The 26794-nt window shown below is 45.2% G+C and carries 15 protein-coding genes and 1 pseudogene; 9 read left to right on the top strand and 7 right to left on the bottom strand.

What is annotated here, in order from left to right:
* The first annotated feature begins 115 nt into the window (after nt 1-115).
* The 7 genes and pseudogenes from D0A37_RS07470 to D0A37_RS07440 all read left to right on the top strand — a co-directional run bounded on the left by D0A37_RS07470 (nt 116) and on the right by D0A37_RS07440 (nt 7821).
* Complete coding sequence (locus tag D0A37_RS07470) at nt 116-1078, top strand: hypothetical protein (RefSeq protein ID WP_242722915.1); 963 nt, start codon at nt 116-118, stop codon at nt 1076-1078.
* 222 nt (nt 1079-1300) lie between these two features.
* Complete coding sequence (locus tag D0A37_RS07465; RefSeq protein ID WP_242722913.1) at nt 1301-1609, top strand: UPF0175 family protein; 309 nt, start codon at nt 1301-1303, stop codon at nt 1607-1609.
* Between the two features lie 235 nt (nt 1610-1844).
* Entirely contained in the window at nt 1845-3794 is a 1950-nt protein-coding gene (locus D0A37_RS07460; protein ID WP_242722911.1) for an AMP-dependent synthetase/ligase, read from the top strand.
* A gap of 144 nt (nt 3795-3938) precedes the next feature.
* Nucleotides 3939-4379 (top strand): YlqD family protein, encoded by a 441-nt coding sequence (locus D0A37_RS07455; RefSeq protein ID WP_242722909.1) that lies wholly within the window; start codon nt 3939-3941, stop codon nt 4377-4379.
* Nucleotides 4380-4552: 173 nt separating this feature from the next.
* The gene (locus tag D0A37_RS07450; protein ID WP_242722906.1) at nt 4553-5860 is read left to right on the top strand and encodes a dihydrolipoamide acetyltransferase family protein; all 1308 of its coding nucleotides are present in this window, start codon (nt 4553-4555) and stop codon (nt 5858-5860) included.
* A gap of 115 nt (nt 5861-5975) precedes the next feature.
* The gene (gene tnpC / locus D0A37_RS07445; RefSeq protein WP_242715862.1) at nt 5976-7421 is read left to right on the top strand and encodes an IS66 family transposase; all 1446 of its coding nucleotides are present in this window, start codon (nt 5976-5978) and stop codon (nt 7419-7421) included.
* Nucleotides 7422-7455: 34 nt separating this feature from the next.
* Nucleotides 7456-7821 (top strand): annotated as a pseudogene (locus tag D0A37_RS07440) (four helix bundle protein).
* Nucleotides 7822-7863: 42 nt separating this feature from the next.
* Here D0A37_RS07440 and D0A37_RS07435 read toward each other — a convergent pair.
* The 3 genes from D0A37_RS07435 to D0A37_RS07425 form a co-directional block, all read right to left on the bottom strand.
* Nucleotides 7864-9294, bottom strand: coding sequence for a DUF3370 domain-containing protein (locus D0A37_RS07435; RefSeq protein ID WP_242725416.1), 1431 nt, complete (start codon nt 9292-9294; stop codon nt 7864-7866).
* Between the two features lie 321 nt (nt 9295-9615).
* The gene (locus D0A37_RS07430; protein WP_242722903.1) at nt 9616-14928 is read right to left on the bottom strand and encodes an AAA family ATPase; all 5313 of its coding nucleotides are present in this window, start codon (nt 14926-14928) and stop codon (nt 9616-9618) included.
* Nucleotides 14929-15030: 102 nt separating this feature from the next.
* Entirely contained in the window at nt 15031-17100 is a 2070-nt protein-coding gene (locus D0A37_RS07425; protein WP_242722901.1) for a carotenoid oxygenase family protein, read from the bottom strand.
* Nucleotides 17101-17678: 578 nt separating this feature from the next.
* On the opposite strand from D0A37_RS07425, the gene surE reads away from it, so the two are divergent.
* Nucleotides 17679-18356: a 5'/3'-nucleotidase SurE gene (gene surE, locus D0A37_RS07420; RefSeq protein ID WP_242725414.1), complete on the top strand. Its 678-nt coding sequence runs from the start codon at nt 17679-17681 to the stop codon at nt 18354-18356.
* A gap of 1226 nt (nt 18357-19582) precedes the next feature.
* Nucleotides 19583-20455 (top strand): pentapeptide repeat-containing protein, encoded by an 873-nt coding sequence (locus tag D0A37_RS07415; protein WP_242722898.1) that lies wholly within the window; start codon nt 19583-19585, stop codon nt 20453-20455.
* 146 nt (nt 20456-20601) lie between these two features.
* Here D0A37_RS07415 and D0A37_RS07410 read toward each other — a convergent pair whose 3' ends face one another.
* The 4 genes from D0A37_RS07410 to D0A37_RS07395 form a co-directional block, all read right to left on the bottom strand.
* The gene (locus D0A37_RS07410) at nt 20602-21816 is read right to left on the bottom strand and encodes an FAD-dependent oxidoreductase (protein ID WP_242722895.1); all 1215 of its coding nucleotides are present in this window, start codon (nt 21814-21816) and stop codon (nt 20602-20604) included.
* Between the two features lie 349 nt (nt 21817-22165).
* Nucleotides 22166-23698, bottom strand: coding sequence for a phytoene desaturase family protein (locus D0A37_RS07405; protein WP_242722892.1), 1533 nt, complete (start codon nt 23696-23698; stop codon nt 22166-22168).
* Nucleotides 23699-24155: 457 nt separating this feature from the next.
* Nucleotides 24156-24641: a CRR6 family NdhI maturation factor gene (locus tag D0A37_RS07400; RefSeq protein WP_242722890.1), complete on the bottom strand. Its 486-nt coding sequence runs from the start codon at nt 24639-24641 to the stop codon at nt 24156-24158.
* Between the two features lie 174 nt (nt 24642-24815).
* Complete coding sequence (locus tag D0A37_RS07395) at nt 24816-26765, bottom strand: DUF3685 domain-containing protein (protein ID WP_242722887.1); 1950 nt, start codon at nt 26763-26765, stop codon at nt 24816-24818.
* Nucleotides 26766-26794 lie beyond the last annotated feature (29 nt).

The raw sequence follows: 26794 nt of genomic DNA, 5'->3' as shown, positions 1-26794 counted from the left end.
GAGTTCGGCTCAATCAAGGCAACTGCTAGTAATTGAGCAGCCTGCACGTTACTCATTGCGACTTCCCAAATGCCTTTTGCACAATAGCTGTAAAAGTTACCAACAGGAAGAAACAATGAAAGCTACTGCTAAGGTGTATACAATTGACTTGGCTGGGAATCAGTATCAAAGCCCTCGCTACTTGCAAAGTCGGGCGAGGATTAATTCCCTCATCGACCATTATATGTCCTTGGAAGTTTTGAGCGATCGACTTTCCGATCTCCCCCAGCAATTTTACACCCCGCATCCCCGCCCTTGGGAGCCCATAGATTGGCCAGGAATCAATCGCGACCAAATTATTGGTGTCAAGCCAGAAATATTTTTACAAATTTTGGCAAGTGCGGCAGAAATTGAAGCTCCCATCCGCAGCTACGGTAGAGAAAGTTGGTGCTATTTACAGCATATTTACCCGCAAATGGCGCGGTTTATGGGAGGAATTTTTGATGAGAATGGCAACATTTTAGAGATAGGTGTCTGGGAAAAAGAAGAACGCCAACATTGCCCGACATTTAGGAAAATTTACCAGCAACTTACAGCCGAAAAACTCCAAGTTAAACCCAACTCTGTGAATGGCTGTCAATCCACAGGTGACGCTTGGCAAGATACCTACAAACACGTGATTAGTCGCCTGAGTACCGAGTGGGGAGCTACTTCTGTTTATTTATGGTTGATGGTACACTCAACAGGAGCGTTGCAACAGGCAATTTCCCAGCCTTTACAGGATGAAATCAATCATTTGGCTAAGTTTTGGGGTTTCAGCCGCTGGGCCTTCTCCCAGAGTTATTTCAATCAACTGAAAGGCTCTACCAAAAACTTGATTGCTTTGCTGAAACACCATCAGATTGAACGCACGCACGGCAATGATGTGTTTAATACTTCGCTCAGTCTCAAACAGCTTTCTTTGGTGTTGGAATTGACTTTTACATTCACGCGAGTGATGGTGCGGCTGCGGCGCTGGAACCGCGAGCTCAGTCGCAGTTATCTCAGACATTTGTTTGGCACAGCACCGATGGTTGATGCACCGCGCCATGTCGCTTAAATCTGAGATATTGCACGAGTTTCATGAACAGGCAAGATGCCTGTTCCACTCATAGTTCAATTTTATTGTGGGGGTAAGGTGCGCCCTAAGCACCCAGCTATGTTAAAGTGCTGACATATCTACTCGTTTTAATCTTGAAGAATACAGCGCATGAATCAAAGTTTAATGAATCTGTAACGATCGCACTTCAGAGACAATTGACATTAAAAGGTACTATAAATCATGCAAATTACGCTCAACCTTCCCGACAATCTCCCCCTGACTGAAGCCGATGTGCGACTCGAACTCGCGATCGTACTTTATCAGCAGCACAGCCTCAGTCTCGATCGATCCGCTCAACTCGCTGTAATGTCTGTGGACGACTTTTACCAACTATTAATCGATCGCCATATTGTCACCCCGCCCGCAGATCCCGATGACGAGCCTGCCGAACTCGTCCTAGCCAGCCTCCGTAACTCCCTCCAGCAAATTAAAGAAGGCAAATTGCATCCTATTGCCGAACTGTGGGAGGCGGTTATCGATCGCGTTTGAAAAAGCACCCAATTCATAATAATGCTACGATCGCACTACAAGCAACTACTATTAACTTTCGTAAATTCATGTGTTTCTGTGCAACTATAAATTTCATCATCTTGTATCTCTAATTGTCCGAATAGATAATAGCAAGTTTACAAACTGTCACGAGACTGCCAGATAGTTCTAAAATAACTGTGATATTAAACTTGTAGCCAATAATTTTATCTCCATAAACTGAGGAAAATACCTTATGAACAGCACAGCATCTTACGCATCATCTCAAATGACCGATCGCGAACGCGCTAACCTCAGCCGCCTGATCGATTACAGTTCCATTCAATCGGTACCTGAAATTTGGGCGATCGTCCAACAGCGTTGTCCTCAAACCGTCGCCCTCCACGACCCCCACAGCCAGCCCGAAATCAAACTCACCTACACCGACCTCTACCAACAAATCCAGCAATTCGCCGCCGGCCTCCAAGCCCTAGGCCTCGAACCAAATCCAGGAGATCCCATCCCTCCCCGCGTCGCCCTCTTCGCCGACAACAGCCCCCGCTGGCTGATAGCCGACCAAGGTATCATGATGGCCGGGGCCGCAAACGTTGTTCGAGGCGCCACCGCCGACCCCGAAGAACTTTTGTACATCATCCAAGACAGCGGGAGCACCGCCTTGGTAGTCGAAAACCTGGCATTACTCAAAAAACTGCAAAACCGCCTCCCGGATTTGCCCATCCAACTCATCGTCCTCCTCTCCGACGAAGAACCGGAAACCAGCCCAACCCTAAGCACAGTCAAATTTTCCCAAGTCATGACCACAGGGGCAAACCGCCCCCTCAAACCCACCAACCACAAGCCTCAAACCCTCGCCACCCTCCTCTACACCAGTGGCACCACCGGCAAACCCAAAGGCGTCATGCTGACTCACGGGAACCTGCTGCACCAACTCACCACCTTGGGTACAATTCTCCAGCCCGAAGCCGGCGAATCTGCCCTCAGCATTCTGCCCAGTTGGCACGCCTACGAACGCAGCGTCGAATACTTCCTGCTTTCCCAAGGATGCACCCAAATTTACACCAATATTCGCTATTTCAAACAAGACTTTAAAACTTACAAACCCCAGTTCATGGTCAGCGTTCCGCGCATCTGGGAATCGATTTATGAGGCCGTACAAAAGCAATTTCGGGAACAGCCACCTAACAAAGAAAAATTGGTGAATTTCCTGTTATCTTCCAGCCAGCAATACATAGAAGCCCGCCGCATTTGCCAAGGATTAACTCTCAGTTTGAAACCGGCTTCTGCTTCCGAAAAACTAATCGCCCGCACCAAAAGCATTGGGTTGTCGCCCGTACACGCCCTCGCCGAAAAATTGGTTTACCAAAAAGTCAGGGAAGCTACAGGGGGACGCTTAAAATGGGCGATTAGCGGCGGCGGTTCTTTGGCCACGCATTTAGACAATTTCTTTGAAATAGCGAATATCGGTTTATTAGTGGGATACGGTTTAACCGAAACGTCGCCGGTTTTAACTGTGCGCCGCCCTTGGCACAATCTTAAAGGTTCCGCTGGACAGCCGATCGCCCATACGGAAATTAAAATAGTAGATCCAGAAACCAGACAGCAACTGCCAAGAGGCCAGCGCGGTTTAGTCTTGGCGCGGGGGCCGCAAATCATGCAGGGCTACTATCTTAATCCCCAAGCGACTGCCAAGGCGATCGACTCCGAAGGCTGGTTCGACACCGGCGATTTGGGCTGGCTGACACCAGGAAACGACTTAATCTTGACCGGGCGGGCCAAAGATACGATCGTCCTCAGCAACGGCGAAAACATCGAACCCCAGCCCATAGAAGACGCCTGCGTCCGCAGCCCCTACATCGACCAAATTATGCTAGTAGGTCAAGACCAGAAATCCGTCGGTGCCTTAATTGTCCCCAATGCAGAAGCCGTGCAGAAATGGGCAGAAACTCAGAATCCCCCCTTACACGAAATTGACTGGAATAGCAAGACAATTCAAGATTTATTTCGCAAAGAATTGAACCGAGAGGTGCAAAATCGCCCTGGATACCGCGCGGACGATCGCATCGGCCCGTTCCGGTTGATTCAGGAGCCATTTTCGATGGAAAATGGAATGTTGACCCAGACCCTGAAAATTAAGCGCCCGGTTGTGACGCAACACTACCGCGATATGATTGACGGGATGTTTTGAAATATTCGCAGGACTTGGGGAATGGAAAAGAAAAAATTATCCCAACACCCGAGTCCCAAGTCCGAGTCCTCAGTCCTCAGCCATTAGTTCAGGTTTACCAACTAATGACTAATGCCTAATTCCTAATTGACAAGCAACAACTTTATGGAACCACAATTACTCTTGAAGCGATCGATTAACGTTAAAGTCGTCGTTACTCCCCGCTGGAAAGAAGAAGCTCAACAGCAACTCCAAGCCCAAATCAACCAAATAGACTCTCAGCTACAACAGTTAGAAATGCAAGGGCAGCGGATGGTTTCAGAAATCAAACAGCAAAATCTACAGCCCCCAGGCCCGCAAGTACAGCAGCAAATAGAAAACATTCAAGTGCAGGTGAATCAAAGAAAAAGCGAACTGCTAGAACAGAAAAACCAAAACCTGCAACAGCTTCAGCAAGTGCAGGTGCTAGACCTCGAACAAGAAGTTAGTCAAGGTCAAATTGACGGCACATTCACTGTCGGGCTGGGAGAAAACTTGATTCAAAAAATGCAAGTAGAAATTCTCCTCCGCGACGGCATAGTCGAAGAAATTCGAGGTGATATTTAGAAATTGGTAAGTGGTAATTGGCGATCGGTAATTGGCAAGTGATTTAGAGTCAACAGTCACACATCAAGAATGCGAGAGACTGGCATAATAATAAGTATTGCCGGTGGCCGGTCGCCAATTATCAATTGCCAAATACCGATTACCTATTACCCACACACAAGGACTTTTTACAGATGATTCGCGAAGTTTTCATGCCAGCCCTGAGTTCGACAATGACAGAGGGCAAAATTGTTTCCTGGGTCAAATCCGCCGGAGACAAAGTAGAAAAAGGCGAAACGGTGGTAGTCGTTGAATCCGACAAAGCCGACATGGACGTGGAGTCTTTCTACGAAGGCTATTTAGCAATAATTATTGTACCTGCGGGCGAAGTTGCTCCGGTGGGAGCAGCAATCGCCCTAGTAGCAGAAACAGAAGCCGAAATCGCCACAGCTCAGCAGCAAGGAGCCGGCGCCCCAAGCGCAGCAGCAGCCCCCGCTCCCAGCCCCGCTCCTGCCAGCGCACCTACAGCATCAGCAGGTTTGCAGCAAAATGTCAGCCGCCAAAACGGCCGCAGCATCGTTTCTCCCCGCGCTCGCAAGTTAGCCAAAGAATTTAAAGTAGATTTGAATTCTATCAAAGGCAGCGGGCCCAACGGCCGAATTGTCGCAGAGGATGTGGAAGCAGCAGCCGGCAAAGCCCAACCCGCTCCGGTTCAGCAACCGGTAACAGTCCCTGCAGCACCCGCACCCGCACCCGCACCAGCCCCCGCAGCACCCGCCCCCGCAGCAGCCAAACCCGCCCCCGCACCAGTCCCGGCGGTGGCACTTTCTGGCCAAAAAGTACCGATGAACGCGCTGCAAAATGCGGTGGTGCGGAATATGGAAGCCAGTTTGAGCGTGCCGTCTTTCCACGTGGGTTACACAATTACTACTGATAATCTGGACAAACTCTACAAACAAATTAAGTCGAAGGGCGTCACGATGACGGCTATGCTGGCGAAGGCTGTAGCAGTAACTTTACAAAAACATCCTCTGCTGAATGCTTCTTATGTGGAGTCCGGGATTCAATACCGTGCTGATATTAATGTGGCGGTAGCGGTGGCGATGGACGGCGGCGGTTTGATTACGCCGGTGCTGCAAAATGCCGATCGCCTCGATATTTATTCGCTCTCGCGCACTTGGAAGGATTTAGTCGATCGCGCCCGCACCAAGCAATTGAAGCCTGATGAATACAGCACGGGAACTTTTACTCTTTCCAATTTGGGAATGTTTGGAGTAGACAAGTTTGACGCGATTTTGCCGCCGAATCAAGGATCGATTTTGGCGATCGGTTCTTCGCGGCCGCAAGTAGTGGCAAACGAGGATGGTTTGATGGGAGTGAAGCGCCAAATGCAGGTGAATATTACTTGCGATCACCGGATTATTTACGGTGCTGATGCTGCATCTTTCTTGCAAGATTTAGCGAAATTGATTGAGACAAATCCTCAATCTTTGACACTTTAATTAGTTGACTGTTGACTGTTGACTGTAGAGAGTTGACAGTTGACAGTCGGCTTGCCATCAACGTAAGGATTCAGGTCAAAAAAACTTAAGTGGCGGCATCTGGTAAAATAAAGGAATGAAAAAGCCCACAGCCACCAGAGAGCAGAAAAAAACCGAGATAGAGCAGTTGAGCCAAGCTGAACTGGTGGAAATTGTGTTGGGGCTGCAAAAAATCATTGAAGAATTGCAAGAAAAACTAGCTATTGCTACAGGCAAAAGTCGAACCACCAGTCAGACTTCATCAAAACCCCCATCAACGGAGCTACTCCAAAAACCAGAGAAACCAACAGTTAAACCAGAAGCAGACCCAAAAAAGAAACCAGGCGGACAACCGGGTCATCAAGGGAAAACCCGAAAAGGGTTTGGACGAGTAGACAGAACCGAAATTAGCTCGCCCGACATCTGTCTTAATTGTGGTAGTAAAGAATTAAGTGAAGTAATTAACATCCACAGACAGCAAGTAGCCAGTCTAGTAGCAAAACCAATTGAAGTCGTCGAATATCAGACACAATCGTGTAAATGCCTAGAATGTGGTGCAGTAGTTCGAGGAAAACAACCCCAGGGCATAATTCCAGGGCAAGACTTGAGCGTTAATCTCCAAGCACTCTTAGTCTGGCTGGGGAATTATGGACATCTTTCCTACGCCAAGCTGACAGAATTGTTGTGGGAACTCGGCACGATAGAAGTGGGAGTGGGAACACTCCAAAAAACCAATCAACGAGTAGCAGCAGCGGTAAAGCCAGCGATAAATGCACTGTGGGAATGGGCACCTCTACAATCAAACGTTCATGTAGATGAAACGCCGTGGTGTGTCATGGGAGTCAAAGAATGGCTATGGACGGCTAGTGGAGAAGGATTCTGTTTATTTCATGCAGCAGATACCAGGGGGCGTGTGGAATTAGAAACCATGCTGGGTACAGAATTTGCGGGAGTCTTAAGCTCAGATGATTTCAGTGTTTATAATGGTGCGAAAGTCGCAGCCCAACAGAAGTGTCTGGCTCATTTACGACGGCATTTTAAGAAAGTGCTGGGACTTCCTGGCAATAATAATGCAGCAGTCGCTCAAATATTTCTGTCATTAATAGATGAAGCTTTTAGAGCCCATGAGTCCTGGCGAAAGACGAGGGATCTACTCACCTACCACTCGTGGGCTCAGGATTTCAAAATACGATTGAATCAAGCTTTGGCGACTTGGCCCGGCCTTGTGGGTTATGCCGCAGGTCTGTTACTAAAATCCTTACGGGATAAGGCAGAACAATGGTGGTATTTTCTCAATGACCCCTCGGTTCCTCCGGATAATAATTTAGCAGAACGTTCTCTACGGCTAGCTGTAACTAAACGGAAAGTTTCTGGCGGCTCTCGTTCGATGAAACGATTTGAGGAAACGGCTAATCTGCTGAGTGTGATTCAAACCTGTCGTTTTCAAGCTCGTTCAGTAATGGCTTTTTTCCGTCAGGCTATTTCTGCCCATTCTTGTGACTACTTTCCTGTGCCTGACCTCATTCCCTTCTTTCAGACCTGAATCCTTACCCATCAACTATGTTAAAGGAGCTAATATGGAAAGCTTCCAACAGCTAATAGTTGATCAATTAGCTGAAAAAATATCAAACGAAAGATGGTTTATTGTTAAAAAGTGGGATGACTTGGCGAAGCATACGATGGGCCAACAAATAGTCCGATCGGCTGATAGTGTTGGTGCTAATATTGCAGAAGGACATGGAGGCTATAGCTATTAAGATAATCAGCGTTTTGTGAAAACAGCCAGAGGTTCATTAAACGAACCAAGACATTGGTTGAGACTTGACGGAGCTCGCAATCTTTTGACTCAAAAACACAGCGATCGACTGCATCCATTATTAAATGAACTTTCACCAAAACTTAATGCCTATCTTAACTCATTAAAACAAAAACCCAAAGGTTAACAGTCAACCGTCAACAGTCAACCGTCAACCCTCAACCAGCAACTAATTACTCGATCGCACAGTCAACACTTGCGGTGGCGTCGCATCCGGCGGATACAAGAAATCCACCTGCACCAAACGGCGTTCCCCCGGCTTCATATTCACATTCACCAAAGGTTCCCCCTGCTGTCCCCGGCGCTGCACAATGTGAATGTAGCGCGTCAAAGTCTTGCCCGTATCATCATTAAACATCACCCGCACCGTACCTCGGAAAAATATCCGATTTTCGGGAGGATCGTAAAACATCAATCCCCCCGATTCTGTATTTGCTTTAATCGGTGTTTGCATTTTAATGCTAACAGATTGGGATTCACGAGATTTGTTGTAAAGCGGAAAAGTTAAGTTGTATTGAATCCCGTAATTACCGTGAGCAAAATAAGCAGTATCGGGATAGCGAGCTAACATTTTAGCGCTTTGAACTTGACCAGTTCCAAAAGTACCCGTGTCAGTAGTGCTCAAAGCATAAGAAAATGACTCGCCGCGCTTGGGAATCGTTAAATAATCGGTTCTCGAATTGTCCGTAATTTTAGCTTCCCACTGGGAACCTTCAGCTACTCCCGCCACGCGCCCATAAATTTTTTGCAGCGGATTTTCGCCTCTGGGAGTTGGTGCTAAATCTCTCGGCCCGGCTAAACCTTTGGTATTTAAAATATTTTCCCACTGTTCTAATGTGGGATATTGCTCGATTCCTTCTGGAGTTGTGGGAGCAAACATTGCTAATGATGCTACATAAACCGAATTGCTGCTCGACATTCGCATTAATGTCGATCGACCATTGGAAGAAGGCGTGACATTCCCCACAGGTATCGGCAAATTCATCAGCATTCGGCTCTCATTCGCCGGAATCTCGATCGCAGCCGGCAAAATGCTTTGTCTGTATCCCCGCAGCACATCGCTCGTGATGCGGCTTCCAGGCCCGGCAAACACAGTGCCGAATCGATTCTCTAAATACGACGGCAAATCGACAAACAAGGCATCCGGCCGAGTTAAATAAGTCGCTCCTTGCAATACATTTAAAGTAACAGGTTCGGAGTTAGGATTGTGGACAATTATTCCTTGAAATAAGGTGCGAGTTTCTTGGCGATTTTTAGCTTTAGCGATGTGGTGGGCAAAGATGTCAAATCGGCCTTTGAAGGGAAAGTTTAAGTGTGCAGAAGGTACTTGTTTTCCTTCGGGCCCAAATGTGGAGAGCAAAATGCCTTCGGTTTGCACAACTTCCGGGCTGTTGCTGTTGAAAACCGGGATGCTGTCGAGTTGCCCCGGTAAAACGCGCACTTGCTGAGGCACCGTCAGGGTTTTCAGCAGGCTGCTGCTTGGCTGTGGCGGCAAATCCAGTTCGTTTTCGGGTAGGGGGACTTCTGGGTCAATGATCAGTTGTTGTTGGGCGGGAGGTGCGGGGATTATTTGAGCTAAGGGGAAAATTGGCAAAAACATTGCTGAGAGCGCGTTTAACTGAACTTGCAGAAGATTGCCACATAGCAACCGACACAAAACATTACCACAAGTTGGTTGATGTTTTGGGGGATTTTTGGATTTTAGGTGAATGTTTGCGGTAAATAGGGCGATCGCCCAATTTAGGACTTTGGAGAAGTCGCGTCCAAGGAAGGCAATGGAGCGAGCCTCTTCGTCTCGATCGACTACACCCCCACTATACAAGTCCGGTGCAACCGGACTTGATATGACCAATTACCAATTACCAATTACCAATTCCCAATTCCCAATTCCCAATTCCCAATTCCCAATTCCCAACTTGCGTTATTTCTGTTTTAGGACTACCAACGTAATGTCGTCAAAAACTTTCTGCTTGTCAATATGTTGCCGCACATCATCAATTACTGCTTGTCGAATTTCTTCAACCGTTTTGTGGCGATTTTCTTTCACCAATTTGCACAATCTTTCTATGCCGTAATACACTCGATTTATATTTATAGCTTCGGTAATTCCATCTGTGTAAAGCACTACTACATCCCCTGGATTAAGATGCACTTGAATTTGGGAAACAAAACCAGAAATATCTTCCTCTAATCCCAGGGGAAAACCGAGTTCCATTGTATCGATCAGTTCGATGTTACCATCAGTACGGACTACGATAAGTTCTTCATGTTGACCGCTGAGGCTGAAGTTACTATCTTGATAATCTAACAAAGCCAAGGTCATGTTTCTAGACGAGCCGATGCGCTCGATATTGGCATAAAGAGTGCGGTTTAACACATCAAGAAAATTCACCGGATCGGTCTCGTTCATTTGTTGGAGAGTGCGGACGGCGGTTTGCGCCATAATCATTAATACGCCACTTTCTAAACCATGTCCGGTAACATCACCGATGCTAATTTTTACCTTATCATTTTGGGTTAGCACGTCGTAGTAGTCGCCGCCCACTTCATCGGCAGGTTGCATATATCCAGCAATTTCTAATCCTTTAATTTTATCAAGTTCCGATTGTTTGGGCAAGATCATTTGTTGCAGTCGTTTCGTGACTTCTAACTCAGCACTGAGGCGAATGTTTTCGGCTTTAAGTTTGTTGTTGAGGGCGCTAATTTCCTGGTTTGCTTCGGCGAGTTGGGCTGTGCGTTGTTGCACTTTATCTTCTAAAGTTTGATAGAGGCGGGCATTTTCGATGGAGATCGCAGCTTGGGCGGAAATGATGTTGAGGACTTCTAGGCGATCGCGCGTAAAAGCCCCCGCTGTTAAATTATTTTCTAGATATAAGATGCCCACCAATTTACCTTGATTGATCAGGGGGCTACACAAGATAGATTTAGGTCGCTGCTGAATAATATACGGGTCAAATGCAAACCTGCTTTTATTCGTTGCATCATCAATCGCAAGAGTTTCTTGCGTGCGTTCTACATAATTAACCAGCGAGATAGGAATCTCTTGACTTTCAGTCGCTGACTTGGAGATTAATTGACATCGTTCACCCGTACATTGAGCTTCAATTTTCCACTTACCTGCTGGGTCAGGTATGAGGAAATAAAACTTTTCTGCTCCCGCGTTTTCCAGCAAGAATTGCATCAAATTCGAGAGTAACTTATCTAAATGAACTTCCCCTGAGAGCGCTTGGGAGGCTTTGATAATTGTTGATAAATCCAGAGCTTGTCCAGCACCTGAACTGGTAGAAGTGACAGTGGTTCTGGTCTGAACAATCATTTCGTCTCTTCCACTCGTCAGGCTGTTTTTCCTGCCGACGATAGGTGCGAGTAATTCAGCATGGCGCTCTTCTAAATCTTTAACTTTTGCCTTGGCTCCCCAGCGAATATAGGCATAGTAAGCGTCAATCAGGTAGGTACGCGCTACTTTCTGACGACCTAATGCTAAATAAAATTCTGCTGCTAGTTCATTGGCGAGGGCTTCATCCTGTACATATCCATTTTCCTTGGCTCCATCTATCGCCAGGTCGTAATATTCCATTGCTGAGAAACATTGCCCTAAGACGCGGGCTTTTTCTGCTTCTACTAAGTCATACTTATGCTGGTAATTGGCTGGGCAATGGAAAGCCCAATATTTCATTTTTTGTTGATTTTCTTCTACTTGTTTTAGATATTGTTGCTGTTTAAGATTGTTCTCATTATCCTCACGGTCGTGCGTGTTTCCATACTGAGCGACTAAAGCAAGCGAATAGTAAAAAATATGTTCCGTAAACAGAATTATATTCCGAACAAAATGTGAATATTTGGCAGCTAATTCAGCATTTTCTAAACAGCCCGAGTAATCTTTAAAAAGATAGCACAAACGAGATTTTAAAAAATATATGTACAACAAATATATTACATTATTTTCTTTAATAAATAGTGGTAAATTTTCTATCTCGTTAAAAGTATTGCCAATTAATTCGCATTTATTTTCAGCCCCTTCCCTAATATTAGATACAGCTTGACCAAATATTTTCAACAAGTTTAACTGGTATTCCTGTTTAAACATATTGACAAAATCAATATATTGCTCCAACCTCTCAGCCACAAACTCAAGATGTTCACCAACAAAAAACAAGTGAGCGCAGTAGAAGTCAGCCGTATGACAAGCAAATTCTATATCGCCAACTTCTAGACCGTCTTGAATTGCCTGACGCAAGGGTTCTATAGTATTCCTAGTATGTTGCTTCCAATGTTGGATAGTAATGCAATATGTGAGCAATGCTTTACAGCGAAACTCTTTGGCATTCAGCTTATCTAATACATTCAAAGCTAGTTGACCGAGTTGATAACCAAAATCTATGTCTGGAATTTGCCAAGTTACGATTCCACCATAGTTACAGTAGGCATAAATAGCAGGGCTAGAATTTCCATATTGACTGGAAAGATCGATCATAGTATACAGAATTGGTAGAGATAGCTTGGCATCTCCAAAACAAGCAGGAGGCCATATGAGAATTAAAATCTGCATAGCCGCCAGCTTGTAGGGATCGGTCATTTCTGGCAGGCTAGCTAACTCTTCAATCTTGAGTTCTTGTGGGGGTGATTGACTCAGGGTCACTCCCAGCATTTCCAGAACTTGCAGTCCGGTATCTAAAGCAGATTGAATCTGGTTTTTAGCGAGTTTAAGCTTAATTTTCAGTTCGTATAGCTGGACTTGTTCGAGGATGGTTTTGGCTTTTTGGAGAGCGCGATCGCACAAAATTTCCGCTCGTTCTAAATTAGCATTAAGATATTCGGCTTCCGCTGCTTCCAGATAGAAGGTAAATGTCAGATCGTATCGACTTTCCCAGCTATCTTGACTCAGGAGTTCTATACCTACATTCAAATAATTAACAGCGGCTTCATATGCAGTCGCTGCCTTCGCTTTCTGTCCGGCGATCAGGTTTAATTCAGCCAACTCATCTGTTTCTGACTGATTAGTTAGCAAATCTGTGCCAAAATTCAGTTGGTTGACCAGAGCAAAAATATTATCTTTTCGCTCTTGCTCTGTTGTATTATTCAGCAACAGTTGACCAATTTTCAAGTGAGTCGCTTTTTTCTCTGACTCTGGAATCAAAGAATAAGCAGCTTGCTGCACGCGGTCGTGCAAAAATTTGTATTCAACTTTGATATCCCGTACAGATGCCAACTCTTCCTGGGCAAATACTAAAGGAATTTTGTAGCTTTCAGACAGCGGCAGAATCAAACCAGCTTGCATTGCCTCCCACAAATGAGCCGCCGTCACTAAGTTTGATTCTTCATTGACAATTGATAAAACTTCTAAGTTAAATTGGTTGCCGATACAAGCCGCTAATTTTAATGCTTTCTGCGTTGTTTCTGGGAGTTTGCGAATATTTCGGGCAACCAGTTCAACGATATTGAAATCTGCGATACCAATTGCTTGGATTTGTTGAATATCCCACTCCCAGCGGTCTGTGTCTACCTGATAAACCAGCAGATTTTCCGAGTACAGGGTTTTGAGTAGCTGGGTTAAGAAAAACGGATTGCCTTGGGTTTTATTAAAAAGTAATTCAGAAAAAAGTTTGATTTGCTCTGAGTTTACGCTGGCATCGAGAGTGTCGGCGATTAAGTGGTTGACGCTATCCAAAGCCAGCGCCTGAATGGTGATATTATTCACCACCGTTTCATTTTCTTGAATTTTTTCTATTGTCTGAATTAAAGGATGAACGGGACTGACTTCGTTATCTCGATAAGCTCCAATCGTTAATAAATATTTGCTATCTGGGTCAGTGACTAAGAGTTGGATTAACTTTAGAGATGCCGCATCTGCCCACTGTAAATCGTCTAGGAATATGACTAGCGGGTGTTCGGGTTGACAAAAAACGCGAATAAATTGTTGAAATACCCGATTAAATCTGTTTTGCGATTCCGAAGATCCCAGTTGAGGAACTTCCGGCTGTTTACCGATAATTAGTTCGACTTCGGGGATAACATCAATAATAACTTGACCGTTATTATCTAGCGCTTTTAATAAGTTTTCTTTCCAAATAGCAATCTGTTCGGAACTTTCGGTTAATAGCTGACGGACTAATTCTTGAAATGCTTGGATTAAAGCTGCATAGGGAATATTGCGCTTAAACTGGTCAAACTTACCCGCAATAAAATACCCCCTCGCTGCTACAATTGGTTTATGAACTTCATTGACAATTGAAGTTTTACCAATCCCGGAATAACCGGAAACCAACATCATCTCGGTGGCACCGAGGCTGACTCGCCCAAAGGCATCTAGAAGAATTTGGACTTCAGTTTCTCTGCCATAAAGCTTCTGGGGAATGAGTAATTGGTTGCCCCGATCGCGTTGACCGATGGGAAAGTTTTCAATATTGCCAGTTGTCTGCAATTGCTGCAAACAAGTTTCCATGTCAAATTTTAATCCCGCCGCACTTTGATATCGGTCTTCCGCATTTTTTGCTAACAGTTTCATCACAATATCTGAAACCGCTTGGGGAATTTCTGCTACCTCTTTAGGTGGGACGGGTTGTTTGGCAATATGACAGTAAACCAACTCCATCGGATCGGTGGTAGTAAATGGCAACTGGTTGGTCAGCATTTCATAGAAAGTCACTCCTAAAGAATAGAAATCGGTGCGGTAGTCAATTGCTCGATTCATCCTTCCCGTTTGTTCGGGTGACATATAAGCGAGAGTCCCTTCTAGCAAGTTGGGATTGACAATACTTTGCTGTTCTTTGGGTAAGGCGATCGCGATGCTAAAGTCAGTTATTTTGACTTCCCTCGTTTCGGGGTTGATGATGATATTGCTAGGTTTAATATCTTTATGTATAATCCCTACTTTATGGACTTGACTGAGCGTTTCTACTAACGAAATCGCCAGAAGTAAAAACTCTTGTAAGTGAATTTTTATGTTTTTCAATAATTCGCTAACAGATTGACCGCCAAAGTCTTCTAAGACTAAAGCAAAGCTATTCTCATAGTTAACCAGGTTATAGGGCTTAACAATTCCTGGAACGTCTAATTTTTGGGGGATGGCGTATTCTTGTCTAAAGCGAGTAATCTCTTCAATGTTCGGATATTCATCTTTAATCATCTTGAGAATAACTGGCTGGCGATCGCGCTCTCTGATTCCTCGGTAAACAACTGTTCTGTCTCCTTCATAAAGTGTCTCTGCAATTGTGTAGCCGGGGAGAATAATCATATTTTTACTTTTTTTGTTTAAATATAAAAAGACTAGAGGTCAGGATGACCTAGTTTAAAGTAGCTTTGACCTCTAACCTTGTTAAATATATTACCGTTGCTCTCAGATCGATTTTAATTCTTTCTCAAAGTGAGGGTACACCTTTTCATCAAACAGATCCTGAATCTCCTGCGATCGCTTCTGAGCGACTAATTCCTGATAATCCTCCCTCACGGGCACGTTGTAGCTGGCTTGGCGGCGTCCTATAGCTGGCAACCATGTCGTGTGCAAAGTTAACCCAAAGTTGAGAGAAGGATGACTCAGTTTCCACTGCGGCCCCTGCTTGAGATCCCAAGCCTCGAAAATCCAGATCTCGTAGGTATTGTTCAACCAAACAGTGCAGGTAATGTAACCATCCGTTGAACTGTTACCATCACCGCGCGGTATAAACTGGGGCGAAAGACCGATACAACCAGGAGGAAATTCATAGGAATCGGCAATCTTCATCGATTCAGTTGAAGAAGTATCCATACGGAACAAGCTACTTGGTCTGCCTTCTGTTTTGGCAATTTTGAGCAATTCCTCTAGTGGCACTTCTCTGGATGGATAGTCTTTGAAGAAATCAACCATGAACTTACTGACTAGATCCTTCCAGAGTCCCAAAGAGATCCAGTAGATATTATCAAGCTTCCCTGGCGGCATGGTGGGATAGAGAGCCGAAGGAAGTCGGTCAAGATAAGCATAAAGTGCTACTCCCCAAGTACACTTGCACTCTTCTGCTTCAGGGATAAATTTCTCTGGAATAACCTTCTGTTCAACGATTTCTCCAGTTTCTCCGTTAATGACGTAGCGTCCGACGCGACTGATGTCCATCTCGCTCTGTTCCATTCCCTGTGGGCGAGGTAACTTAGGATCGAAATAAGGAGAGTCATCATAGGCACGTATCCATTCAGACACATTCCAGGCACAAGTATGTGCTGCATGAAGGGTAATTAGTTGTTCGGGATTGTCGTAATCTACGAGAAAGTGGGTAATCTCTAGAGGAATTTCTACTTTTTGGACAGTCACCGTCGGTACGTCCTCCTTGCGATCGCTAACCCCAGATTTTTGACCTTTTGTCAAGCGATCGCGAGGTACGAGATAGACAGGAGTTGTTGCTAACTCCATGACATCCAGTTTTTTTCGCAAGCATTTTTCTAACCATTTTTGTTTCGGAAAAGGGTTGTTAACGATCTGCTCTATCCCTGTCCTGAAAGAGGTATCCACAATTACCACGTAATTTTTAGAAAATCCAATTTGGTGAATGCTTTGCTTAATTTTTACGGGCGAACCATCAGGCAAGACTAGCTGCCATCGCTCTAGTTCTCCTTTACCATCCCAGCGAATTAGATAGATGAAATCTTCTGGAAGCTTGAATTTTTCCACATGATTTTTAGCTGGTGGAAAAACTTTCTTTACTTGTTTCGCTAGTTTATTTGCCGTATTAGTTACGATACCGAGAAAAGTTTTTAATGACATACCATAATTGACCGTGAACATTTCGCTTTTGCGAACGTCAAATACGGGGTGAGCAGTGCTAAGCACAGGTGAAAAGGGAAAATTCAGGCACTGCAAGGGAAAATTCAGCTCAATTTCTCCTCGCCACTCTTTGTTCCAGCCTATAGGAGTTGCCACCTCAAGAGTTTCCGTATCAATTTCGTAATGACGACCCGCATCATAGGCAACTAGCAGGCGTTCTTGGGAGTCCCCAGCAAATTTCATTGGCAGGAAAGCAATACTTAAATCGTTGCGAGAACCAAGACACCAAGAAAACCTGATAATGCCATGATTGCGGAATTGATACTTAGCATATTTTTCACCAGGCTGGGTTGCTTCATCCGCATAGTAATCTGGTGGCCTGATAATCCGTGTAGTTAATAAAACTTCACCCTTTTGCTGGAAGTCGAATCGGTAAATCATACCGTCGCCGCTTAAGAATGAGTCTCCATTTGTAAAGGGAAGACCTCCTGATTCAATGGTTCCGACTGGTGCAATGATAAAGACATGACCCCGCAAGTCATCTGGTAAGTCTTTCTCACCCATCTTGGTAATATTTAGTTTGATGTCGGTGAGTTCATCCCGTTTAGCTTTGACAAGCGATTCGGGAACTGGGGGACAGCCTGCTTTGGTATTGCTTTTAGTTGGTTCGTTCATGTGGCTCTCCTGAGTTAAAATGTAATAATGGTAACAGTGTATATAAGTATTTGATTTATGAATGGGAAATGAGGACTGTAACTTAGATACTATCTTTGATAAAGATTTGATATCTATTCTCCCATCCCCTGCGTCAAAGCCCAATTGGAATCGACATTAACTTATTATCGGCTCTCTCGTACTTATGGTGATAACGCAAGCTAATAATTTAGCAGGATCGAGGGTTTCAACGTTCAGTCTCAGATACTTAGTATCATATGCTACTTTTAACACCAAGCATCGGGGAGAGCCGAGGAAAAAATTATGTGATTAGATGTTTGCATCGACACTGATGTCATGAATGCTGCACTGGGGCAAGCGTAACAAGTCGCTTTAGCTGTCATATCAAGGTGCGACTGGGCTAAAATGTGGCGCGCCACATTTCTGGGGCAACTGTTCAATTAATGCCATGATATAAATGTGTGGCCATGCTCATACTGACGATCGCCACCAACCAACAACCAATTTGGGCTAGAGCTACCAGAAGGTTGCCAGCCTCTGCGCTCTCAAATCGGTTCTATAAAACCGACACATTTTTAATGACGATAATTTTAACCAACGACGACGGCATCGACGCTCCAGGGATTCAGGCACTTTTGCAGGCTGTAGAAGGCAAAACAATTATGGTGGCTCCGCAGGGCCAATTGTCGGGCTGCGGGCATCAAGTGACGGCTCACAGTCCGATTCATGTCGATCGGCGATCGGAATTTGAGTATGCTGTAGGGGGAACACCGGCCGATTGTGTGCGTATTGCTCTTCATCACGTTTGTGCGAAGCCGGATTTGGTGCTTTCGGGTATTAACGCGGGTGGCAATTTGGGGGTTGACGTGTATATTTCGGGTACGGTTGCGGCTGTGCGCGAAGCAGCTATGCACGGTATTCCGGGCATCGCAATTTCCCACCGGATTAAAAGGCCGCTTGAAATAGACTGGGATGTCGCTACTCGCTGGACATCGCGGGTGTTGGCGGATTTGCTGAACCGGGAACCAAAGTCTGGGTGTTTCTGGAATGTGAATTTGCCGCATTTAGCGCCGGGAAGTGCGGAACCGGAAATTGTGTTTTGCCAGCCTTCGACGCAGCCACTGCCAGTGGTTTACCGGATGGAGGGAGAATACTTTTATTATGCGGGAGAATATGGCTCGCGCGATCGGGCGGCGGGGACTGATGTTGACGTGTGTTTTGAGGGTAATATTGCGGTGACAGAGATATCGCTGTGATAGATTTGGGCGATCGAACTATATTTTTTTTCCACAAAGTCTAAATAGACAGTCTTAAATTCGATCGGCGACAGAATGTTTCATATTCATGGCTAAAAACAGATTTTATTATACTTTGGGTTTAGCACTGCATATACCCTAGGTATAATAAACCTGTTTTCGGATTATCCCCAAATAGGATATTGTAATTTATTCCGAATTGATACTAATAAAACTTAAACAAAATTAATCCCAATTCCGAGAGTGGCAGCTATCTCTACCTGCGGCCGTCAGTGCTACCATAATTTTTTTTGTCATCCTTCGGCTTAGCAACACCATCAGGTTGTTTCTTGGGCTTTTTGACTTCTTTATTGCTTTTTCTTTCTTTTGACATGATTCTTCCTCAATTTTGACTCAGCATAACATAGATTGACACATTGGCTTAACTGCCAGTATAGGGGGTGATCCTATAAAGCTCTTACTCGCTGTTAGTTTTGTACCATCTGCAATATATTATCTGCTAGGTTTTGAACGAATACCCTCTACCGTTAGGCATATCGATAAATTCCTCAGAAGTAGAATGTCGGAAATTACTTTTAACCCTGATGACTCAAGGAAATATTGAAAAGCACGATCGTCTAACTGCTGCGAGACAACCGAGAAAACTTCTCGCTGATTAAGTTGTTGTTCCACATCTAATTTTCCTAAAAAATGACAGTAGATAAAATATGAAGCTATGACCAGGCCAGCCTTCGCGACACCTGACGCAAACACAACTAACAAATTTGCTGTCTCCGTTTAAAAAAGCTGTTAGTCACAGTGGACAGCAAGAATATTGATTTTAACTATTGATTAACACTTCGGACAGTGTTGGATGGCTTACCTACTGAGAATAACGGTTTCACGGATCTCAGTACGATCGCAACGCTTGCCAAAGCACACTAGAGGCCCACGATAAATCCAGGGTTTCCGACTATGACCTCCAAACGGTCGGGACTCTGGAAAAACCACAAAGTATAGCAATCCTCGCATCATTTGTGAATTTCTTACGGACTCAGAGCGGGTTCGGGGAGGGTTGGGGTGGGGTAAAAATTTACGACTCCTGCAAGGATTGCTATATATGTATAAATATAAAGTTAATTGTCAGCTTTCTTGAAAGTGCGATCCAGTCCGCTCCATTTGAGATAAAATACTTATAAAGAGTGTTTATTTCTAGATAAATTTCTGCTATTAGGAATGTGACCCGTATGGAAGTAACCGAGCTGCTCAAAGAGTACGAAAATGGAAACAGAGACTTTGCTGGCGCAAACCTCAACGGAGCAAATCTCAGCGGAGCGATGTTGGTGGGCGTCAACCTTTCGAGGGCTAACCTGTCGGGAGCTAACCTGAGTCGGGCGCATCTGACCAAAGCAGAATTTAACGACGCAAACCTTTACAGGGCAAATCTGAGTTTTGCCAAAATGGGCCAAGCCAGACTAGCGGACGCAGAGCTTACCAAAGCCAATCTCAGCGGAGCTTTCCTCGTCAAAGCAAAACTCCCCAGGGCAAAGTTGAGTGGCGCCCAACTCATCGGTAGCAACCTGCGGAGCGCCATTCTCTGGAACGCCAATTTGTGCACAGCCGACCTGCAATTCATCAACCTGCGGGGCGCTAACCTGACCGGAGCCAACCTCAACTGGGCAAACTGCGGAGGGGCAAAACTCAGCGGTGCAAAGCTTTTTGGCGCTCAACTAACAGGCATCTATCTCAGGAAAGCTTACATCAATGGGATCGACCTGAGCAGGACGGATCTCAATGGCGTCAACCTGAGCGAAGCCAAACTGAACGGGGTAAACTTGGAAGGCGCGAACTTGTTAGCTGCCAATCTCAGCGGGGCTCAGTTGCGGGGCGTCAAGTTGATGGGAGCAGATTTAACTAGGGCAAATCTGGTGGGAGTTTCTTTGGTGCAGGCAAACCTCGATTGGGCGAGGCTGTGCTATGCAGACTTGAGCGAAGCCGACTTGAGCGGGGCAACGTTCACAGGAGCCAACTTTGAGGGTACTCAGTTAGCCGGATCAACAATTCCCCCATCTTTGAGCAATGAAGTCTACTTAACTGCAGCACGTGGTGTAGCAGCTTAGGCAACGCCAAAAATTAATTTCGCATCCGAGTGCACGACTCTCCCATGGGTTTAACTTTTGATGCAGACATCGTTACTTGTGTGAGAGTGTTGCACCGGCAAGAAATTTACTGATATTTGCGAGAGTTTGTAGCATGAGCATTGAGCTCACCCGATTAATTTCGCGACTCGCAAAGCAGAAGTAATGGCTCCTTCGTGCAAACCATCCCCCAAATAAGCTCCCGCATGATAAGTGTTGTTTTCGCCATTAGTCTCGATAACTTCATTTCGATATCGAAAAGACTCGACAGTGTACAGTGGCGTGTGATGTTTCTGAATGTGAATAATCTGCTTTTGGGCGATCGACTCCTGCAGTTGAAAAGCTAAACTGTATTCTCGTGGCGAGGAGATGCCGCAAAGTTGATTTAAGCTCGCATTATAGCCCCATCCCTTGTCCGTCTCGAAAAAATCAAATTCTGATAACTTGCGGATACCGTAGCGATCGTACATTGATGTATCCGAATGCAGTACAGTGGTTGCATAATTGGCTTTCCACGCCGAAAACCGCTTTGTTTCCGCATCCGTCGGATCAGACAATAGCCTCATAACTTGATCTGGTGGCATCGCAAAAACCACCTTATCAAATTCCTGACTCTCCCCATTAGAAAGCACAATTTTTACAGCATCCGCACTTCTAAAAATACTGGCAATCTCCACATTCAGCAGTATCTCCCCCTTAAACCGCTCCAAAATCTTTTCAATGTAAGAATACACCCCGCCTTTAATTCTCACCCAGTTGACCGAGGCATATTCGCGCAAAACAGGCATAGCCAATTCTGCCGGAAAATTGTCTAGCAATTCAAACGGTATCGAGTAGCTGTACATCGTCAGCAACTTCAGCCAATAATTGCGGACGCACGAGCTTTTCAAACTCTGAGAAAGCGGCAAATCGTAGAAATCGTGCTGTTTAGCAAACCGCATTTTTAAAATAAATGCAGCCGAACGAGCGTAGATACTATCGAGCCGCAAATATTCGATCAGGCGTTGGATTCCGGTAAAATTTTTCCGGATAGAGACCTTAGACAAAAAGTGATCGCCATCTTTAAGAAACAGCGCGGAACCAATCTGCACGGGTTCTAATTCAACGCCTAGCTCTTGCATAAAAGCCACGAAATTGTAAAACACAGTGGGAAATTCCAGCACCCCATTTTCTAATATTTCATTGCACTCCGATTGATTGGGCGCCACATTTTTGTTTAGCGTCCGAATGTGTCCACCTAAAATCGGCTGCTTTTCTAACACAGTGACGTGATGCCCCTGTTTATCGAGCCAGTAGGCTGCTGCCATACCGCTCGCTCCGCCCCCAACAATTGCAATTCTCATAGTTCACTCCTAGATTGATAGAAGGAAGTTCGGCAACGGATTCTGTAACGGATGTAACGGATGTAACGGATGTAACGGATGTAACGGATGTCAGGAAGAAGGAAGAAGGAAGAAGAAGAAATTCTCGTTTCCAGGTGATACCTGGAAACGTATTTGAGTCTTGCTGTGCCTCGTCATTTTTAAGAGGAGGCACAGCCTCCAGAAATTCATTCCTTGGCTCTGCCAAGGAACGAGATAATGAGAGCAGCAACGAGAGATTTTTAAGAGGAGGCAGAGCAAGAGTGAAATTCATTCTTTGGCTTTGCCAAGGAACGAGAGAAACAGGAAAATAACCAATTGCCAATTTTCTTTAGCCTAAAATCGCATCGCCGGATAAACGTTGATAAAGCAGCGCCCCCGTCCAAAATGTCGGTGCAAAGCCTGGATAGCCCGAGGAGGCGTTGCAGAAATAGAAATTGTTGAGGGATGTTTCATGATTTAGTCGATCGACCCCCATGTTGCGTGGCGTCAGGCTGGAACCGTAGGAATTACCGTTAGGACACCAACAGAAGCGCTCGTTAGTCGTCGGACTTCCGGTAACATGAAAGACCATGTGTTTGCGGAAATTCGGAACATAGTGTTTTTCAACTACATCTAAAATCGAGTCCAGAATCTCTTGTTTCTTCTGTCTGTAAGCTTTGCGATCGCTCTCCCAAAGCTGTTTAAAATAGCTGTAATTAGCAACAGTCAGAAATTCGACAATTTGACAATCTTCTGGACAATCCCCCCGCGCTTCCGTCAGTAAAGTTGGCGTTGTAATTGCAAAGCTCGGACGAGAAAAATCATTTTGGTCATACATTTGAGCAAATGCTTCATTTAGATCCAGGTGTTCCGAATGAAACGTATTCCACTTGCCAAATCCATAATCTCGGAGATCGATATCTTTGACAACGCAGTACACCATGTAGTTAGATGCAGAATACTCATAGTTAAGTTTCCGCCGCACTTTTTTAGAGAACAGTTCCTCTCCAATCATCTTAGCCGCTCTTTTCGGGTCAAGGTTGCAAATCACCGTGTCGCCCGTGAATTCATGGGTTTGATGCGTGGTCAAATCCACCGCTTCAACTCCCGTTACTGTTCTGTTTGTGACCCTAAAATTCGTGACTTCATGGTTTAGTAGAACTTTCCCCCCGTTGGATTCAATGACTTTAACTAAAGAATTGATGACATCTTCAAAATGCTGCGTCGGGTAAAATGCGCCTTCTTGATAGCCTCTAAACAAGGCAATCCAACCATAGAAAGAAAGCTGATTTGGAGGCAGCAAAAAGTCCGGCCATTGCAGGGCTAATAGGGTTTGGGCGGCTTGCGGGAGTTGGAACTTGTCGAAAACGTCCTGAAGTGTACTGTTGAGGTGTTGGACGGCACAGAATACGTCACCGAAATTTTTGAGCAATTCAATTGGTTTGACGGGAGGAGCGAGTTTTCTGAGTCCTTCGCCGGTTTTCTCGACTTCGTTGACGAATTGGCGAATTCTCTCGCCCGCTTCGGGAAACAGCGCCGACAATCTGCGGATCAGTTCCTCTGGTTCCGAGGGAATATCCAGCGCATACCCCGGCATTCTCATGTGGTCGTAGCCATTCGGATCGTACCGTTCAAAGGTGACATCTCGATCGAGACCGAGTTTTTTGAGAACTCGATTGACTGTATGTCCTTCGCCGCAGTCCCAAACGTAGTGGAATTGGGCATTAAAGGTGTATTTTTTGGCCATCGTAAAGGTGTGACCAAAGCCTCCGGGATGCTCGTGAGCTTCGAGGATGTGTACGGTTTTGCCGGAGTTTGCCATCAAAGCTCCGAAAACCAGTGCTGATAAACCACTGCCGACGATGAGGTAATCTGTTTTCATGGTAAATTTCCTCGATCGATTGAATCGGGCGATCGTTGTTTATTTAAACTAGCTCTCAATTCTGAGAAAATTGTGAAGAGGGCTTACCACGCTATTTGTGAGTTACGCACTGCGTACCTTACGCCTTTTTGGGCGGGCTAGAAGCCCACCCCACAATAGTGTGAAGCATCTAAATTTAACAGTCCAGTTTGAGCGAATTCTTGTGGGGTGGGCGTCCCGCCCGCCCAAAAAATACAACACCCCACAATAGTGTAAAACATCTAAATTTAACACTCAAGTTTGAGCGAATTCTTGTAGGGTGGGCGTCCCGCCCGCCCAAAAAATACAACACCCCACAATTGTGTGAAGCATCTAAATTTAACACTCAAGTTTGAGCGAATTCTTGTGGGGTGGGCGTCCCGCCCGCCCAAAAAATACAATTTAGGTGGGCTTACTTACAGCTTATTGGTGCGACAGCTTATTGGTGCGGCAGGATCACATCAAAAAAAGCATCCTCCAAATCATAACCAAACATCTGCGACATCGCCATCAACTTCGATTTACTGGGAATTCCCTGCTGATTCAACCAATCAGTCAACACAAAAATTTTGTTCATCAGAAACATTTCCAAAGCTTCAGGATTGTACTGAATACCTTGGGTTCGGTGGAACTGGTGCGGCACCAACATCGCCGCATAGCGTGCCAATTCTCCCGCTTTCCAATCCAGTAAAAATGGCAGCCAAGGATAACAAGCATCCAAGCGAATAAACCACAGCCGTACTTCGGGAATTTCCGAAATTTCTCGCGGATCTAACTCTTCGCGCGGATACTCAATTTCAAATTGTAGCTGTTGTTCGTTTTGGGCGATCGCTCCTGCTGCCAGCCACTTTTCAATCACAGTCCGCACCGGAGACAAATCTAAACTGTTTATGCGATCGGCATCTATCGAGATCATAATACTCATAAAAAGTCAAGCCATTTTAAATTTTAGATGAATCCCACAGATGAATCCAGGGGTCTAGGAGCCAATTGCTTTTGATTAACCGTCTACCATTTAGTTATCATACCACCAGCTATAAATATTTTAGCTTCCTCATGACTACCAACTAATGACTAATGACTAATAACTAATGAATAATTACCCATTTTTCCCAAACTTGCTATCTTGCAAAGAATTACCAATCCCCTGGATAATTCCCCGCCCTATCAAACCAATTCCCCGCCCTATAACCTGAGTCAAAACGTAAACAACCCCAGCACCCAACAGCGAAATAACCGCCCGAACTCTAGGTGCGATCGCATCCCTGGTTTCCAGCACCAAAGTCAAGGCTAACTGCCACCCCGAAAGCTGTGCTAACTCTAGATTTCTCGGAGCATAAATAGAAATTTTCTTAATTCCAGAATCGCCCAAAACAAACAGCCCAAACCTGCTTTCAAAAATAGCTTTCGGTTCCACAAAATATCTATCCCAGCTATATCTCCAGGACAAATCATTCCGAAATCTCTCAATTTCTCGCGTCGAAATCAACTTACCATCGTAAAAAATTTGCTTAATTTCTTCAATATTTGCCAAATTATTTAGTAGAGGCTGTACCACTGCGCTAGCAACTTGTAATGCCAAATTTTCCAACAAAGCTTCAGCTCGCTGCATTGCTTCCGGGCTGCCAGCCACACAAGAAATATTGTCAACTGTTAGAGGAATTTCCAATAGCAAATGTGCAAAAAAATCAACTGTCATCGGTATTTTGTCAAGGATTTCTGCGGCAACTACATCAGCATCTGCCAGCAGCATCGGCACAACTTCTACGCCACTCCCTGCCAATAGATAAGCAGCGCTTCCCTCTTGACTTTCTCCCACTTTTAAGCTTGCTTGAGGGCCATCAAAAACCAGATTTTCTTCTGTTTGCAGTGTATAGTATCTGCCAAAAAAATCTATGATTGTCGCCTCCCACAAATCCCGTAAAATAGCAGGCATTTTTTGCGACAATTGAGTTTGCTGCACTTGCGAAAAGTGCAATTCCTCCAGCAAATCCTTTAACTTCCGCAGGATGGAACTCATCAATTCACGCTTTTTGGGCGATCGCAAAATATCGATTTCCAAAGGCAACCCAGTCAAATTCACCAAATCAAACTGCAGTTTAGCTGCCACTGAGTCAAACAAGCTATTTTGCCAATTAGCTGCCACGGTCAAATATTTCGCCGAAACTTGGGAATTCGCTAATTGCAATTGAGAATTATTTAACAAATTCTCGCCTCTAATTTTTTCTTTCTCCCCTCTGCCTTCTTTCCTCTGTCCTGTTCCTTCTTCCTTCTTCCTTCTTCCTTCTTCCTTCTCCCCTTTTCCTTCAAATAATAACTGACTGACAATCCAACGAGCGGCGAGCAATTCTCGGCGGCGCCCGTTGAGTACAACCCCATCTAAAATAGAGGGCAAATCTGTCGGAGCTGCGGCTCTGATATCTTGCAAATCAGCTTGGACAACCGCCAAAGTTGCATCTATTTCCCGTAGTCCAGAACGACAAAAATAAGCCAGCATTTTTTTATGTACTGGCGTATCAATTGTCGAATTATCTGCATTTTTATCTGCAATTGCTGCGGAGTTTTCTACTGTTTGAAGCACCGCTGCATTTAGTTCTATTTCCGAGTTAGCTGCCGTATCCGTCGCCCAATAAGTGAGACCAGATGCCACAGCGCGAATAGCTTCGATTGTCAGAGAAATATCTCTACCTTTAGGACAATAGCCATTCGCGCCCGTCGCCTGTAACTCCGCCAACCGCGCCGCTGTCAGCGGCCCGCCTAGCAGCAACAGGGGCAGGTTGGGGTACAAACTTTTGAGTTTGCGACAAAATGCCAGCGCCTCTGTTTGACCCGATCGCAAATTTAAAGCCTCAACAGCCAAAATTACCAAATCTGCCGGCTTCTTGGCTGCTCCAGAGCCGATCGAGCGAGCTTCTAGAACCCGCAAAGCCTCCGTTGCCGTTGAAACCTCTGCGACAACTTGCAAGTCTGGATACTGCTCGCAAGCAACTCGCAGCCCCAGCCGGAAAATGGGGTCGCCATCGATCGTCAGCACTTGGAAATTACTCACTTGATTTTAGATTTGAGATTTTAGAGACT

This window comes from Microcoleus vaginatus HSN003, assembly GCF_022701255.1.
Lineage (GTDB): Bacteria > Cyanobacteriota > Cyanobacteriia > Cyanobacteriales > Microcoleaceae > Microcoleus > Microcoleus vaginatus_B.
The sequence above is the reverse complement of the archived record's forward strand: the minus strand, read 5'-3'. Positions and strand labels throughout refer to the sequence as shown.